The 15,419-nt window shown below is 64.0% G+C and carries 13 protein-coding genes; 6 read left to right on the top strand and 7 right to left on the bottom strand.

The window, feature by feature from the left end:
• The coding region (locus tag G3N97_RS01130) for a response regulator (protein ID WP_205991504.1) at nt 1-2,384 on the top strand (2,384 nt) is incomplete at its 5' end.
• A gap of 121 nt (nt 2,385-2,505) precedes the next feature.
• Nucleotides 2,506-3,426 (top strand): ADP-ribosylglycohydrolase family protein, encoded by a 921-nt coding sequence (locus G3N97_RS01135; protein WP_205991505.1) that lies wholly within the window; start codon nt 2,506-2,508, stop codon nt 3,424-3,426.
• Nucleotides 3,427-3,438: 12 nt separating this feature from the next.
• On the opposite strand, the gene G3N97_RS01140 is transcribed toward G3N97_RS01135, so the two are convergent.
• Together G3N97_RS01140 and G3N97_RS01145 are read right to left on the bottom strand one after the other, a co-directional pair.
• Nucleotides 3,439-4,083 carry a glutathione S-transferase family protein gene (locus G3N97_RS01140; protein ID WP_205991506.1) on the bottom strand — a complete coding sequence of 215 codons (645 nt, stop codon included), beginning with the start codon at nt 4,081-4,083 and terminating at the stop codon, nt 3,439-3,441.
• Between the two features lie 84 nt (nt 4,084-4,167).
• Nucleotides 4,168-5,085 carry a methyltransferase domain-containing protein gene (locus tag G3N97_RS01145; RefSeq protein ID WP_205991507.1) on the bottom strand — a complete coding sequence of 306 codons (918 nt, stop codon included), beginning with the start codon at nt 5,083-5,085 and terminating at the stop codon, nt 4,168-4,170.
• 345 nt (nt 5,086-5,430) lie between these two features.
• On the opposite strand from G3N97_RS01145, the gene G3N97_RS01150 reads away from it, so the two are divergent.
• The gene (locus G3N97_RS01150) at nt 5,431-5,748 is read left to right on the top strand and encodes a hypothetical protein (protein ID WP_205991508.1); all 318 of its coding nucleotides are present in this window, start codon (nt 5,431-5,433) and stop codon (nt 5,746-5,748) included.
• A gap of 155 nt (nt 5,749-5,903) precedes the next feature.
• On the opposite strand, the gene G3N97_RS01155 is transcribed toward G3N97_RS01150, so the two are convergent.
• Nucleotides 5,904-6,545 carry a TetR/AcrR family transcriptional regulator gene (locus G3N97_RS01155; protein WP_205991509.1) on the bottom strand — a complete coding sequence of 214 codons (642 nt, stop codon included), beginning with the start codon at nt 6,543-6,545 and terminating at the stop codon, nt 5,904-5,906.
• A 73-nt stretch (nt 6,546-6,618) separates the two neighbouring features.
• On the opposite strand from G3N97_RS01155, the gene G3N97_RS01160 reads away from it, so the two are divergent.
• Nucleotides 6,619-7,788, top strand: coding sequence for an MFS transporter (locus tag G3N97_RS01160; protein ID WP_205991510.1), 1,170 nt, complete (start codon nt 6,619-6,621; stop codon nt 7,786-7,788).
• Nucleotides 7,789-7,816: 28 nt separating this feature from the next.
• Here G3N97_RS01160 and G3N97_RS01165 read toward each other — a convergent pair whose 3' ends face one another.
• Nucleotides 7,817-8,716, bottom strand: a complete 900-nt coding sequence (locus G3N97_RS01165) for a LysR substrate-binding domain-containing protein (protein WP_205991511.1) — start codon at nt 8,714-8,716, stop codon at nt 7,817-7,819.
• 101 nt (nt 8,717-8,817) lie between these two features.
• Between G3N97_RS01165 and G3N97_RS01170 the strand changes: the two genes are divergently transcribed.
• Together G3N97_RS01170 and G3N97_RS01175 are read left to right on the top strand one after the other, a co-directional pair.
• Nucleotides 8,818-9,408, top strand: coding sequence for a LysE family transporter (locus G3N97_RS01170; protein WP_205991512.1), 591 nt, complete (start codon nt 8,818-8,820; stop codon nt 9,406-9,408).
• Nucleotides 9,409-9,410: 2 nt separating this feature from the next.
• Nucleotides 9,411-9,794, top strand: coding sequence for a cupin domain-containing protein (locus G3N97_RS01175; RefSeq protein ID WP_205991513.1), 384 nt, complete (start codon nt 9,411-9,413; stop codon nt 9,792-9,794).
• Between the two features lie 24 nt (nt 9,795-9,818).
• On the opposite strand, the gene G3N97_RS01180 is transcribed toward G3N97_RS01175, so the two are convergent.
• The 3 genes from G3N97_RS01180 to G3N97_RS01190 are packed head-to-tail and all read right to left on the bottom strand — an operon-like array spanning nt 9,819 to nt 15,347.
• Complete coding sequence (locus G3N97_RS01180; protein WP_205991514.1) at nt 9,819-11,327, bottom strand: efflux transporter outer membrane subunit; 1,509 nt, start codon at nt 11,325-11,327, stop codon at nt 9,819-9,821.
• Complete coding sequence (locus G3N97_RS01185) at nt 11,314-14,385, bottom strand: efflux RND transporter permease subunit (RefSeq protein WP_205991515.1); 3,072 nt, start codon at nt 14,383-14,385, stop codon at nt 11,314-11,316. The genes G3N97_RS01180 and G3N97_RS01185 overlap by 14 nt, the downstream gene beginning before the upstream one ends.
• Nucleotides 14,382-15,347 carry an efflux RND transporter periplasmic adaptor subunit gene (locus G3N97_RS01190; protein ID WP_241030295.1) on the bottom strand — a complete coding sequence of 322 codons (966 nt, stop codon included), beginning with the start codon at nt 15,345-15,347 and terminating at the stop codon, nt 14,382-14,384. The genes G3N97_RS01185 and G3N97_RS01190 overlap by 4 nt, the downstream gene beginning before the upstream one ends.
• Between the last annotated feature and the right edge of the window lie 72 nt (nt 15,348-15,419).

Genomic DNA, 15,419 nt, shown 5'->3' on the forward strand with positions numbered 1-15,419 from the left:
TGCTGGTCGCCGACGACAACGCGGACATGCGCGCCTACGTGCAGGGCCTGCTCGCCGCGCGATTCGACGTGGAGATCGTCGGCAACGGCGCGCTCGCGCTGGACGCCGCGAAGCGCCAGCGCCCCGACTTGATCCTCTCGGACATCATGATGCCGGGCCTCGACGGGCTCGGCCTGTTGCGGGCCGTGCGCACCGATCAACGTCTGCGGGACGTGCCGGTCATCCTGCTTTCCGCGCGCGCCGGCGAAGAGTCGCGCGTCGACGGCCTCGACTCGGGCGCCGACGACTATCTCGTGAAGCCGTTCTCGGCGCGCGAACTCGTCTCGCGCATCGACGCGCTGATCGAACTCACCGCGCTGCGCCGCAAGAGCGAAGAACGCTTTCGCGCGCTCGTCAGCGCGTCGTCCGACGCCGTCTATTCGATGAACGCCGACTGGACGCAGATGCGGCTGCTGCAGGGCCGCGACTTCATCGCCGAAACGAAGCGCGCGCAGACCGGCTGGCTGGAAACCTATATTCCCGAGGAGGATCGCGCCAGAGTGTCGGACTACGTACGGCATGCGATCGAGCACCGCACGAGTTTCGAATGCGAGCACCGCGTCTGGCGGCTCGACGGCTCCGTCGGCTGGACGTTGTCGCGCGCGATTCCGGTCAAGGACGAACACGGCAACGTCGTCGAATGGTTCGGCATGGCCGTCGACATGACGGAGCGCAAGCGCGTGGAAACCGCGCTGCGCGACAACGCGGCCTGGCTGGCCGCGCAGAAAGACGCGTTTCAGGCGGCGATCAACAACGAGCCGCTGCCGGTTTCGCTCGGCATTCTCACGCATGCCGCCGTCGACGAAATGCAGGGCCAGGCGCGCTGCGCCTTCTATATCGTCAACCCGGAGCAGACCGGGCTGACGCACGTCGCCGGCATGAGCAACGACTACGCCGCGAGCGTGGGCGTCGTGCCCATCGACGCCAATTCGCTGGCCTGCGGACTCGCGGCCTACAAGCGCGAAGCCGTGATCACGCCCGACGTGCGGACCGATCCGCGCTGGAAGGACTGGACGTGGCTCGCGCAGGCGTATCGCTATCGCGCCTGCTGGTCGTTTCCGGTCGAGGCGACGAGCGGCAAGGTCGTCGGCACGTTCACGCTCTATCGCGAGGAGGTGGGCGAGCCGACCGCGCGCGACCGCGAACTGGCGATGCGCTTCGCGCAGTCGGCGGCTATCATCATTTCGCGCCAGCAGGAAGCCGACGAACGCGCGCACAGTGTCGAGGCGCTGCGCCGCGCCGATCGCCAGAAGGATGAGTTTCTCGCGATGCTCGCGCACGAACTGCGCAATCCGCTCGCGCCCATCGCCAACGCGGGCGAACTGTTGACGCGCGTGCTCACGGGCCATTCGGGCGCGCAGGCGGCTGTCGACATGATCAAGCGACAGGCCGCGCAGTTGACCCGTCTCGTCGACGACCTGCTCGATATCTCGCGCATCACGCAGGGGCGCATTACGCTGCAGCGCGGCCCGGTCGATCTCGCGGGCGTGGTGACGCAGGGCATCGAAACCGTCGAGCCGCGGCTGCGCGAAAAACACCATACGCTGACGGTCGAAACGACGACGAGCGACGAACCGCTGTTCGTCGAAGGCGACATGGCGCGGCTCGTCCAGTGCGTGGGCAACATCCTGACGAACGCCGTGAAGTACACGGACCCGGGCGGCGTGATCCGCGTCTGGACGCGCCCGCGCGGCGCGCACGCCGTCATCGGCATCTCGGACAATGGCTCCGGCATCTCCGCCGAATTGCTGCCCCACGTCTTCGATCTGTTCGTGCAGAGCACGCGCACGCTCGATCGCGCCCAGGGCGGACTCGGCATCGGCCTGGCCGTCGTCAAGCGGCTCGTGCACATGCATCAGGGCGAGATCGCCGTTCATAGCGAGGGCGTCGGTCACGGCGCGACCTTCGAAATCGTGCTCCCGCGCATCGCGCGGCCGAACGAAGGCGCGATCGAGGCCGACATCGCGAAGATCAGCCCGCGCCGCGTGCTGGTCGTCGACGATAACCGCGACGCGGCGGATTCGCTCTCGATGCTGCTCGCGCTGCAGGGACACACGCCCGTGGTCGCGTATCGCGGCGACGAAGCGATTGCGCGCGCGCGGACGTTTCTGCCCGAGGTGGCGTTGCTCGATATCGGGCTGCCCGGCATGAGCGGCTACGAACTGGCGCGGCAGTTGCGCGCGATGCCGCAACTCGCGGGCATTCGCCTCGTCGCGATCACGGGCTATGGCCAGCCGGAGGATTATCAGCACACGCGCGATGCGGGCTTCGACGAGCATCTGATCAAGCCGATCGACCATCAGGCGCTACAGCGCAGTCTGGGTGAGACGGGGCGTTCGGAGTAAAGCGGCGGCGAGCGCGATGACGACGGTGTGGTTCCGAAAGCCGTCCTTCGACAAGCACTCGCCAATCGCCGACAATCGTTCCAACCGTCAACAACCCGCACCACCAACCGCACTACCGACGATGAATCTGTCCCAACCCTCCCGCCTGCGCGGCGGACTGTTCGGCCTGTTGATCGGCGACGCCCTGGGCGTTCCCTACGAATTCCACAGCGCCGCATCGATACCCGAATCGAACGCGATCGAAATGACGCCGCCGGTGGATTTCGAGCGCGCCCACGCAGGCGTCCCGCCCGGCACATGGAGCGACGACGGCGCGCAAGCGCTCGCGCTGCGCGACGCGCTCCAACGCAACCGCGAACTCGACCTCGACACCTTCGCCGCCAATCTGCTCGACTGGATTCAGCGCGGCGCGTTCACGCCGGACGGCAAGGTTTTCGACGTGGGCTTGCAGACGCAGCGCGCATTCGAGCGGCTTCGTGCGGGCGCTCCCGCCGCCAGCGCGGGCCCCGACGACGAACGCGATAACGGCAACGGCTCGCTCATGCGATGCCTGCCCGTCGTCCTCGTCACGACGTCGCACGATGAAGCGATTCATCTGGCGCGCAAGCAGAGCCTCGTCACGCACGGACACGCGCGCGCGCAGTTGACCTGTGCGCTCTATTGCGTGACGGCGCTGGGCATACTCGAAGGCCTGTCCGCCGCCGATGCCGTGCGCGCCGCCGAAGACGAGCTGCTCAAGCGCTACGCCGATACACCCGATGAAGCCGAACTGAAGATCGTGCTGGACGGACGCTTCGACGCGCCGCAAGGCTCGGGCTATGTCGTCGACAGTTTCTGGTCCGCCATCCACTGCGTGTTGTCGACGCGTTGCTACGAAGACTGCGTCAAGCGCGCGATCTCGCTTGGCAACGACACGGATACCACCGCCGCCATCGCAGGCGGCCTGGCCGGAATCGTCTACGGCGAAGACGCGATACCCGCACGCTGGATGGACGCGCTGCAGCGCAAGGCATTCGTCGACGGCATGCTGGCGAACATCTAGCGCGCGCGGGCGTCAGGGCGTGTTCTGCCACTCCGTCAATTGCTCGCGTGCGTTGAGGTCCAGAAATGCCGGCCTCGCACGCAGCCGCTCGATGTAGCGCGCGAGATTCGGCCACGTCGTCGCCGGACGCGGCATGTTGCGCGTCCAGCGCATCAGCATGATCGCGAGGAAATCGGCCGTACTCAGCCGATTGCCGACCAGATAGTGGCGGCCGTCGCCCAGCAGACGATCGAGCTTGTCCATCGATGTTTCGATCTGCCGACGCTCGAACGCCTGGACCGCTGCCGCGCCTTCCGGCTCGCCGTCGGTGTCTGCGTAGAACCAGCCGCGCATGGCCGGCAACACGGCATTCGCGAGATAAATCATCATCTCGATCCACTCGGCGCGTTCGGGGTCGCCCGGCAGCGGCGCGAGCCCGGACTCGGGATGCCGTTCCGCAAGCAGCATCAGCAAGGCCGTCGATTCGCCGCGCGGCACGCCGTCGACCAGCAGCGTCGGCACGCGGCCGGTCGGATTCAGGCGCAGATACTCCGGCGAGCGCTGCGCACCCGTGTCGATGTCGACGAGGCGCGTTTCGAACGGCACGCCCAGCTCAAGCAACATCCAGTGCACCGCCATACTCGCCGCGCCGGGGCTGTAATACAACACGTAGGACATAGGCTGATTCCCTGTTCAGGTTGTGCTGCCAGCAATACGTCCGCCATATTACAACGCGCCCGTCGAAGCATGAGCGCGCGAACGTTACGCCCTCTTCGCCGTCAAATACGCAATCCGCTCGGCGCCAAGCTGCTTGCCGCTTTCGAAAATCGCGCGCATGCGCACTTCGAGATACGCGCGCTCATCGCGCGTAAACGCCGAATCGAGAATCTCTTCCAAAGGCGGCGCCAACGGATGAGGCGAAGTGCGAATAAACATTTCCCAGGGCAGACAGTCCTCGGTTCGTACGTCGATATGCAATTCCAGATGAATGTCCGTGAATCCCGCGTCCATCGCGTAGCGCACGAGATCGCGCTCGCCATAGTTCGTAATCGGCATCGAACGCAGCTTCTCCTCGGTATCGGGAAACTGCGCGGCGCGGCATCGAAGCAAGAGCGGAAAGAACGGATCGTCGGCGTGGAACGTGCCCTCATCGACCAGGCGCTTGAGCATGCAAACCTCGAGCGCTTCGTCGCGCAAAATCGGCTCGGCGATAGCGAAACGGCCACCCGGTTTGAGGATGCGGAACAGCTCACGCATCGCAGCAGGCTTGTCTTCCACGTACGCCAGAACGGCGCGCATCGTAGCGGCATCGACGGAGGCATCGGCGATATCTTCTAGCTGCTCGGCCGAGCCGTGAACGAATGCGCATTGCTCGCTGACCCCGAGACTGCGCGCAGTCGCTTCGGCGTGCTGCAACAAAGGCCGTGAAATATCCGTCATCACCACATTCAGCGACGCACCGACGCGCTCGATCGCCCGAAATCCAACCAGTCCGTCTCCCGTGCCGATGTCGGCCAATGTCATACCTGGGCGCAGCCGAACGGAATCGAGCACACGGTCGGCGTATTTCGTGATTTCGACACGGACGTTGCGCTCATGCGCGCGGTCATCGCCATGACGTTGCCGCAGAATCCATGTGGACCAGTTATCGTGAGTGACCGTATTCGTGTGCAGTGACAAGGTGATTTCCACAGGGAATCTGAGCGATCGGCGCAATGCTAGCTTTCCAATCTGATGAGCGCCTTAACGAAAGAGATTTTCGATATGGAGCGCAATTATTTAACGAACACCGTTTTGTGCGCGTTCAGATTGAATAAAAGGCATTGTCATTCCAGCCCTGCCATCGATGATTTCGATGCGCTGGCATACGGCCATTTTGATTCCGCGCGGCACGAATCAAACCGCAGCTTATGCAAGCCTTAAGGCAACTCGTTACCAGAAAATAAATACTTCTTAAGAGTTTGAAAGAACTTCCGATAAACCGGGCGCTGTACGCGGTTTTCTATTCTTTCTGGAGATCCTTTCATGACTATCCCCGCCGTTTCCAGCCAATCCACAAGCGTGAGCGCAGCGGCAACAACGAGTGCCGGAACACAGAAGCAAACGGCAGATGCCGCTTCGCAAACGACCGGCACGACGCAGACTCAATCGCCATCGCAGTCCGGCACGTCGACGCAGAGTTCGACGCCATCCGCTTCCTATACGGTCAATATCAGCAGCCTCGCGCGCGCCGCATTCGCCGAGGCCACGGAAACATCAGTGCAAACCGCGCAGGAAGCCAACCGGGGCGACCGCCAGGCGCAACGTCTGCTGGCGAAGGAGCAGGCCAACAAGGTGGAGTAATCGCCACTGAATCGCCGCCGGAAGAAAGTTGACACAGCGTCACCCCGCTTTCTTCCGCGGCGTCTCTGGCCGATATTGTCGTGCTCGTCGATGTCGCGAACGCTCGCCGCGTATCGAGGCTTGATGGGCTTCGTGCGCCTCTTGCGCTCAATGAATCAGCGTCCCGCCGCTTTCGACGCTGAGCGCGTTCGCGCCGCCTTTTTCCCGGACGCGAGCGCCGCCACCACAAACCCGCTCAAACGATCGGCGAACGCGGCATCGAGCGGCTCGCTCTGGAGCAAGCGATACCAGAACGCGCCGTGAAATGCCGCGAGCGCCGTCTCCACGTCGGCGTCGCGGTGAATTTCGCCTTTCTGGCGTGCCGCTTCGAGCATCCCGGCCACCACGCGAGCGCGCGGCTCGACGAATCGACTCCGGAAGATCGCGAGGAATTCGGGCTCCTCTTGGGCCGCCGCGATCAGGCTGCGAATCGCGGGACCGTCCGTGGCGAGATTGTCGAAGAGGTCGAGCAGATACTGCCGCAACACCGTATCGAGCGTGCCGTCCGTCTGGACGTGCACGCGCGCGGCGCTTTCCAGAAACGCATCGAGGACCAGTTCGGCCTTGCTCGACCAGCGCCGATACAAGGTCTGTTTGGCGACGCCCGCCGCGTTGGCGATTTCCTGGATGCTGACGGCCCGGTAGCCGTGCTCGATCACCAGCAGCCGCGCGGCCTGGAGCAGCGCCGGCGCCGTCGAATCGTCGCGCGGACGGCCCGGCTGGCGAGCCTGCGCGTCGTCGCTATCTAACGTGGTCATATTCAATACCGTAGTCTCGTATTTGCACGATTTGCATTATGATACCGCAGTCTCGTAATTGAGGATGCGTGTCATGTTCCGTTCTTCGACTGCTTCTATCTCATCTGCGTCGCTCCCGGCATCGGGCGCCTTCGTGCTTCTCGCGGTGGCCTGCCTGACCATCATGGTCGGCAGCGCGATCGTGCCGGGATTGCCGGTCGTGGCGCATCAACTCGGCGTGGAAGGCTTCGAAAGCTGGCTCGTGACGATGCCTTCCGTGGGCGTTGTCGTGCTCGGTCCGCTGGCAGGCCGCCTCGTCGATAAGATCGGCCTGCGTCCGGGTCTGTTCTGCGGGCTCTTTCTTTATGGCGCATTCGGGCTGGCCGCGCCATTTTTTCGCGGTCCGTACGCGGTGCTCTTCGACCGCTTCCTGCTCGGCGGCGCAACCGCACTGGTGATGGCGACCGGCACCGGCCTCATCTCAACCTTCTACGACGGCCGGCAACGGCTCGCCATGATCGCGCGCCAGGGCATGGCGATCGAACTGGGCGGCGTCGTCTTCCTGACGATTGGTGGCTGGCTGGCGTCGCGCGGCTGGTGGTATCCGTTTGCCCAATACGCGCTCGCCTGGGTTCTGCTGGCGCTGGCGCTTCGCACGATTCCGGCGGATGAAAACCCGCGCCGTCCGGCAAACGTGCAAGCTGCGTCCGGCATGCCCAAAGCACTGCTGCGCGTGTACTGCGCGGCGTTCTTTTCGATGGGATGTTTCTTCGTCGGCGTCATCGTCCTGCCGCTTCGCTTTCACGAAATGGGCATCGGCGAAGCGCTTACGGGTTATTTCCTGGCGTTCGTATCGCTGGTCGCCGTGGGCTTTGCCGCGCTCATGCCGCGACTCGCTTCGCGTGCCGGATCGAACGCGACACTCGTCGTCGCGTTTATTTTTTACGCCCTCGCACACGCGATATTCTCGATCTCCGGCGCGCTCCCGGCGTTTTTCTGCGGTGCCGTTGCACTCGGCGCGGGATTCGGTCTTTCGGTACCGCTGGTGAATCATTTGACGGTCGAAATCAGCCCGGAAAACCGGCGCGGCAGTGCGCTCGCCACGCTTTCGATGGCGATTTTCGCGGGCCAATGCATTCCGTCTTTCATGCATTATTCGCCGGGGCATACGGCGAATCTGTTCCGGGCCGCTGCGGCGATGGGGTTGCTTGTCGCGTTAGGCTTGCCGCTTTTCCAGCGCGCGTTCCAGGCGAAGACGGACTAAGCGCCGCTACGCGCTCAAACGCGCTGCCTCACGCAATCTTCGCCAGACGTCCATGTGCGCCATGTGCGCCGACTGCATCCGTCGACATCGATTCGCGTACATAGCGCGCGAATTCCTGCGCCGTTGGCTTCACCGTCGCGGGCAATTGCAGGCAGATCGCGAAGGGCGGCAGCGCGGGCAAGCCCGCCGCGTGAGGCGCAAGCGTCTCCAGATCGGCGGGCACGGTGGACACGAGCCACGCGGTGATGGCGAGTCCGGCGCGCACCGTGGCGGCCGTCGCCTCGATGTTGCCGCTCTCGAACACCGTGCGCCACGCAATGCCTTGATCCGCGAGCGCGCCGAGCACGACAGGACGAAACGCGCAACGCTCGTCCACCATCGATAGCGGCAGCGGACGCTTCTGCCAGGCGTCGCTGCGCTGGCCCGCGACCCACACCAGCGGTTCGATCCGCACCACTTCGCCTTCGGCTTCGCTCGCCACGTATTCGACCAGCGACACGTCCACGCGCCCGCTCTTCACGGCCTCGCTCAACTCCGGCGACGCCGCGCACACCAGCGAAATCTCCACTTGCGGATAGGCCTCGGCGAACGCCTTCATCGCGGGCGCGAGCGGCGTGACGAGATCGTAGGGCACGCCCACGCGCAGGCTTCCGGCGAGCGAACGGCCGGTCATATCCGCCCAGATTTCGTCGTTCAGCCGGAGCAACTGACGCGCCTTCACCAGAAATTGCTCGCCGTGGCGCGACAGTTCCAGCTTGCGCGCCTTGCGCACGAACAGCAGGCAATCGAGCACGTCTTCGAGCCGCTTCACCTGCTGGCTCACAGCGCCTTGCGTCATGTGCAGCAGATTCGCGGCGACCGTCATGCTGCCGCTGTCGGCGACGGTCACAAAGGTGCGGATCAGATCGATGTCGAGATTTCGGCTCATTCACGCATTATGCCGCGTAATGAATCGCATCAGAATTATTGCCTTTGCTGATGCGTCGGCGGTCCGTACAGTGCAGCTCTTGACCACCCGAACCCGCGCCGATGACCTCGATCCTGCCGCTTCTCCTGTTCGTCGCCGTCGCGACCGTGACGCCCGGCGGCGCCACCACGCTCGCCACCGCATCGGGCGCGCGCTTCGGCTTCGTGCGCTCGATTCCGCTGATATTCGGCATCGCGATGAGCCTCGCGTTGCTGGCCGCCGTCGCCGGCCTCGGGTTGGGCGGCCTGCTGATCGCGCTGCCGTCGCTGCAGGCGGTCGTGAAGGCGGTCGGCTCCGCGTATTTGCTGTGGCTCGCGTGGCGCATCGCGCGCAGCGCACCGCCGGTCGGCGGCGCCGGGCCCGCACGCCCGATCACGCTCGCCGGCGGCTTCGTCCTGCTGCTCCTGAACCCGAAAAGCTGGGCGATGACGGTGAGCGCGGCGGCGTCTTTCGCGCTGCTCGCGAGCAATCCGAACCGGCTCGCGATGCTGCTTGGCGCGTCGTTCGGCACGGCCGCATGTCTGTCGCTCGCGCTGTGGTGCGCGCTCGGCGTGCTGCTCGCGCGGCTCTTTCGCACGCCGCGTCATTGGCGCATCCTGAATCTTGCGATGGGCGCGCTGCTGGCCGCGTCCATCATCCCCGCATGGAGATAACGATGACTTCCCTTCCCTTCGCCGAATCGTTCGATCTCGAACACGCGTTCGCCGGCGTGTCCGAATACTGGTCGCCGAAAGTCGTCGCCCAGGTCAACGATCAATACGTGAAAGTCGCAAAAGTACGCGGTCAACTCGTGTGGCACGACCACGCCCTCGAGGACGAACTGTTTTACGTCGTGCGCGGGCATCTGAAGATCGAATATGAAGGCGGGCGCGTGGTGGATCTGCCCGCAGGTTCGATCCATGTCGTGCCGCGCGGCACCTTGCACAATCCCGTTGCCGACGAGGAATGCTGGATCGTGCTGATCGAGCCTGTGCAGACCAAACACACCGGCGACGTGGATTCACCGCTGACGAAAACCATCGACGCGCAACTACGCTGAGCGCATCGCGCGTTGCGTCCGGCGTTACCAGATCGCGCCCGCAGACGGCGAAAGCGCCAACGGCGTGCCCGTGCGTTCCCAGCCTCCGCCCATCGCCCTGAAGAGCGCGATTTGCGCGCTCAGCTCGCCCACCTGCTCGCGCACGAGCGCGGCTTCGCTTTCCACCAGCGCGAGTTGCGCGCGATCGACATCCATGCGCCCCACTTCGCCCACGCGCAACTGCGTTTGCGTCTTGCGCAGAATCGTGCGGCGCTGCGCGACTTCGTTCGTGCGCGCGTCGCGCAACTGCACTTGCCGCGAGAGCCGCGCGAGCGCCTGCTCGACGTCGAAGAGCGCGCCTTGCGCCGCTTTTTCGTAGGCCAGTTCCGCCGCGCGCGCCTGCGCATCGGTGGCCTGAACGCGCGATTCGCGCGCGCCGAAATCGATCAGCGGCATCATCGCGGCCGCGCCAAAGAGCCAGAGTGTGCTCGGCCCGAGCGACTGCCCCGCGATTTCCCATCCGTTGCGCGCGAGCACGGCGCTCAACGAAAACGTTGGCCAGTAATTCAGGCGCGCCACGTCCGATTGACGCACGGCGGCAAACAGACGATCGCGCGCCGCAATCAGATCCGGACGCCGCTCCAGCAGATCGACCGGCTGTCCGGGCGCGATGGCGGGCAACGCTTGCGGCAGCCCGTCGGTTTCGCCGAGCACGCTCGCGAGTTCACCGGGCTGCGCCGCGCAGATCTGCTCGATCGACAGACGCGCGCTCACGAGCGCACGATCGACCTCCTGTTCGCGCGCCTGAATTTGCGCCAAGGCGGCGCGCGCACCGTCGATATCCGTGCTCAACACGACGCCCGCCACGAAGCTGTGCTGCGCGATCACGACGAAGTCTTCGGCAATTTCGCGGCTCTGCTCGATCAGCCGACGCTGCACGATCAAGCCGCGGTAAGTCATATAGGCGTCGGCGACCGTCGCGACGACCGCGAGCCGCGCGGCCTGTGCATCGCCCGCCGCCGCGAGTGTCATCGCGCGCGCGGCGGCCAGCCTCGCGCGGCCGCGCCCGAATACGTCGATCTCCCATTGCGTCTGCAAACCGACGCGCCAGAATTGCGCGTCGAGATCGTTGACGCCCAGAAACTGCGCGAATTCGAGTTGCGTTTCGCCGCCGTGATATTTCGCCGCCTCGACCCCGACGCCCACGCTCGGCAGCAACGCCGAACGCGCGGCCAGAATATTGGAGCGCGCATCGTCGACGCGCGTGGCGGCGAGCCGGAGATCGTAATTGTTTTGCAGCGCGCGTTCGATCAGCACGTTGAGCGCCGGGTCATCGAACTGGGTCCACCAGTTCACGAGTTTGGCTTCGTCGATCGATTGCTGTGCGTTCGCTTCCGCCGCATTCTGCTGCTGCTCGAAGCCGGCGGGCATCGCGGGCGGATGATCGAGCTTTAACGGCCCATTGCACGCGGCAAGCGAGAACGCGAGAGTGAAAGCGGCGGCGCGGATCGGTGCCTTGAAGCTGCCGTGCGCAGCGAGTTCACGTGGCCTCATGACGCTCTCCGTCGGCCGCGCCCGGCTCCGTCTCGTCGCTGCGGATCGAGAAGAACAGGACGTAAAGCGCGGGCACGGCGGCCATCGTCAGCACCGTCGCGAACGCGAGGCCGGCCATCATCGTAATCGCCATGTCCTTGAAAAAAGGATCCCAAAGCAGCGGCACCATGCCGAGTATCGTCGTGCCGGCGGCGAGCGCCACCGGGCGCAAACGACTTTTCGACCCGTCGATGACGGCACGCATGCGCGGCACGCCGGACGCGATCTGCAGATCGATTTCATCGACGAGCACGACACCATTCTTGATCAGCATGCCGATGAGACTGAGCAATCCGAGTAGCGACATGAAACCGAATGCGCCGCGAAACGCGAGCAGGCCGATCGTCACGCCGCAGATCGACATCGGCACGACCAGCAACACGATCAACGCGGGTTTCAGGCGGCCGAACATGAACAGCACGAGTAACAACATGCCCGCAAAACCGATCGGCAATTGCGTGAACAAACTCTCTTTCGCCTTATTCGACGACTCGTATTCGCCGCCCCATTCAAGCTCGTAACCGGGCGGCGGTGCGATCGCTTCGATGGGCGCGCGCACGCGGTCGAAAGCGGCTACGCTGTTCTCGCCATAGAGCGTGCCCGCCGACACCGTGAGCGTGCGAATTCGGTCGCGCCGCGCGATCACGCCATCTTCCGTGCCATACGTAACGCCGCCGAGCACGTCGGCCATCGGCACATAGCGGCGCTGCCCGAGGCTGTATATCTGCAGCCCCTGCAGACGCTCGATGCCGCCCATGCCAGGCGGTTCGTTGAGCACGATGGGCAGCAGCAGATCCTCGTCGCGGAACAGGCCCACGCGCAGGCCTTCCGTCGCATACGCGAACGTGTCGTTGAGTTGCCGCCGCGTCACGCCGAGCGAGCGCGCCCGCGTATCGTCGAACACGGGACGCACGACGTTGACGCGATTTTCCCAATCGTTGCTGATCGACTGCAGGCCACCGTCTTTACGCAATACGGCCTCCGCCTGCGCGCCCAGTTTGCGCAACACGGCGGGATCGGGGCCAAGAAAGCGCGCCTGAATCGGCAGTCCGCTGGAGGGACCGAAGTTCGGGCGCGTGACGGACCAGTTCACATCGGGAAACTGTTTGCGCAAGTCGTGATCGAGCTTCGGAATCATGGTGTCGATACGCGCGGCGTCATCGACTGTCACGATGAATTGCGCGTACGACGGGTCCTGCGTCTCCGGGTCGTAGACCAGAATGAATCGCGTCGCGCCACCGCCAATATACGTTCCGACACTCTCCACACCGGGTTGCGCGAGCAACAGTTTTTCCGGGCCTCGGGTTCGTTCCATCACGGTGCGAATATCGACGCCGCGCGGTAAACGCATATCGACGTAGAAAATCGGATTCGTCGACGCCGGAAAGAAACTCTGCTCGACGAACCGAAAACCCCAGATACAAACAACGAGCAGCACGACCATCGAACCGATCACCCAGAGCCGCCTGCGTTCGACCCAGCCCAGCAGCCGCCCATATTGCCGATAGAGCCGCGTGTCGAATGGATTCTTCTGTTCGCCTTCGCTGCGTTTGAAAAAATAAAAACCGAGCAGCGGCGTCAATGCGATGGCAATCACCCAGCTAAATAGCAGCGAAATAGCCGCGACCGCGAAAAGCGATGCGCAAAACTCGCCTACCGCGTCGGGCGACATGCCGATGCCGGAAAACGCGAGAATACCGACGACCGTCGAGGCGAGCAACAACCATTGCCCTTGTTTGAGCACTTCCGCAGCGGCCTCGATGTGCGAGAGCCCCTTTTGAACGCGGACGAGCATGCCCTCGCACACCACAATGGAATTGTCGGTCAGCATGCCCATCACGATGATCAATGCACCGAGCGAAATACGCTGCAATTCAATACCCGCGGCATACATCACAAACAGCGTGCCGAGAATCGACAGAAACAATTCGATGCCGAGCACGACACCCGCGCGCCATCCCAGCCCAATACCGAGCGCGACAGTCACGATGCCCACCGAAAGCATCACATCCAGCACGAATCCGCGCACGGCGGCATCGACGGAATCGGGCTGATCGTAAAGCACATGCAGCTCGATGCCTAACGGCCGGACACGCTCGAGTTCCTTCAGTTTCGCTTTGACCTCGTCGCCGACTTTCACGACGTTGACGCCCGAGCGCGCGCTGATCCCGATCGTCAGCGCATCCTGCCCGTTATAGCGAATGGCCTGCGTGGGTATGCTCGCGTAACCGAAATTCACGCGGGCCACGTCGCCGAGCAGTAATTCACCGGGCGTCGTGCCGACCGGCAACGCACGCACGGAAGCCAACGTATCGAGCGTGCCGGTCGGCGAAATACGGATCAACTGGTCGCCGACACGCTCGCGCCCCGCGCTGCGAACTTCGTTTTGCACGCCCAACGCCTGCGCAATGTCGTCCGACGAAAGATTGTTGGCGACGAGCAACGACTGGTCGGCCGTGACCGTCACCTGTTGCTGCTGATTGCCTGCAATCACGATATCGGCGACGTCCGGCAAGGTGAGCAGGTCTTTGCGCAATTCGCGCGCGTAATCGAACAGCTGCGCCTGTGAATAGCCTTTGCCGGTAATGGCATAAAAAAGGCCGTACACGTCACCGAAACGGTCGAGCACGATCGGTGGACCTGCGCCCGGCGGCAGCCGCGGCGTGAGGTCGCTAATCTGCCGCCGCAACTGTTCCCAGATCTGCTGCAATTGATTCGACATGTACTGATCGCGAATCTGAATGCGCACTTCGGAATAACCCGCCATCGAACGCGAGCGAATGAAATCCACCTGCTCCAGTTGCTGGACCGCGCTTTCAATACGATCGGTCACCTCGCTTTCGACTTGCTTGGCGCTCGCGCCCGGATAAAGCGTGACCACCACGGCCGTCTTGATCGTGAACTTCGGATCTTCCAGCCGCCCGATGTCGATATACGCAATGATCCCGCCGATCAACGACACCAACGCGATAATCCATGCGATTAGCGGCCTCTCGATTAGCGTGCGCGCCAGGTTCATGGATTCGTTTCCATCGGACGGACTTCTTCGCCTTCGGTCACGAATTGGGCTCCGCCTGCCACGACTTGATCGCCCACCTGCAGCGCGCCGGTCACGACGGCATCGTCTCCGCGAATCTCGCGCAACTGCACGGGCGTGCGCGTCACGCGATGACTCGTCGTGTCGTATTTCCAGACCGCGCGATTATCTTCGCCACCGACGACCAGTGCGTTGACCGGCACGACGAGCGCGGTTTGCGTCGTGGCCGAAGCGGGAACGCGCACGCGCACACGCAGCGCCATGCCCGGCAGCAGATTGAGATTGTCCGGTCGCGCGAGAGAAAACAGCAGACGATACACGCTGCCGCCAGGTGTCGTGAGCGTCGAATGCTCGCGATAGACGAGTGGAAAGATTGCCGACGGCCGGTCGGGCGGCCATGCCTCGGCGCTCAACGTGCGATCGAACGGCAGAGAATCCGCGATATTCTGCGGCAGCGCCACGCCGACTTCGAGACGCGATCGCGCTTCCAGCTGGAACACCGGTGCGCCGGCTTGCGCAATCTGCTGCGCTTCGATCGTGCGCCGTGCAATACGGCCGTCGAACGGCGCCAGCAGCCGCGTGTTGCGCAAATCACGGCTCGCGAGATCGCGCTGGGCACGCGCCATTTCTACGGCGGCTTTGAGTTGATCGTACGCCGCGCCGGAGAGAATGTTTTCGTCACGCAACGCCGCCTTGCGCTTGAGGTCGTCGGCGAGCTGCTGATATTGCGCGTCCGCACGTTGCAGTTGGAGCCGGTAAGGTTCGTCGTCGATGCGCGCGAGCAACTGCCCTTGCGTCACGCGCGCGCCGTCGAGCACCGCGATCTGCACCACGCGTCCCGAGACTTCGAAGGCGAGCGCGGAAACGTTGGTCGCTTCGACTTGCCCGGAAAATACGCGCAATTCGCTTGCGCCACTTCCCTCCACCGGCGCGATTTCCACCATGCGTGGCTCGTTCGCGCGCTCGCTTGGCGCTGGCTTTCCGCACGCCCCCAGCATGAGAACGAGCAGGACGAG

The sequence above is a fragment of the Paraburkholderia sp. Ac-20347 genome, from assembly GCF_017104805.1.
Lineage (GTDB): Bacteria > Pseudomonadota > Gammaproteobacteria > Burkholderiales > Burkholderiaceae > Paraburkholderia > Paraburkholderia tropica.

Coding starts and splice junctions, on each gene's coding strand:
- G3N97_RS01135 (WP_205991505.1), top strand. CDS start 2,506: ATGAATCTGTCCCAACCCTCCCGCCTGCGCGGCGGACTGTTCGGCCTG.
- G3N97_RS01140 (WP_205991506.1), bottom strand. CDS start 4,083: ATGTCCTACGTGTTGTATTACAGCCCCGGCGCGGCGAGTATGGCGGTG.
- G3N97_RS01150 (WP_205991508.1), top strand. CDS start 5,431: ATGACTATCCCCGCCGTTTCCAGCCAATCCACAAGCGTGAGCGCAGCG.
- G3N97_RS01155 (WP_205991509.1), bottom strand. CDS start 6,545: ATGACCACGTTAGATAGCGACGACGCGCAGGCTCGCCAGCCGGGCCGT.
- G3N97_RS01160 (WP_205991510.1), top strand. CDS start 6,619: ATGTTCCGTTCTTCGACTGCTTCTATCTCATCTGCGTCGCTCCCGGCA.
- G3N97_RS01165 (WP_205991511.1), bottom strand. CDS start 8,716: ATGAGCCGAAATCTCGACATCGATCTGATCCGCACCTTTGTGACCGTC.
- G3N97_RS01170 (WP_205991512.1), top strand. CDS start 8,818: ATGACCTCGATCCTGCCGCTTCTCCTGTTCGTCGCCGTCGCGACCGTG.
- G3N97_RS01175 (WP_205991513.1), top strand. CDS start 9,411: ATGACTTCCCTTCCCTTCGCCGAATCGTTCGATCTCGAACACGCGTTC.
- G3N97_RS01180 (WP_205991514.1), bottom strand. CDS start 11,327: ATGAGGCCACGTGAACTCGCTGCGCACGGCAGCTTCAAGGCACCGATC.
- G3N97_RS01185 (WP_205991515.1), bottom strand. CDS start 14,385: ATGAACCTGGCGCGCACGCTAATCGAGAGGCCGCTAATCGCATGGATT.
- G3N97_RS01190 (WP_241030295.1), bottom strand. CDS start 15,347: ATGGTGGAAATCGCGCCGGTGGAGGGAAGTGGCGCAAGCGAATTGCGC.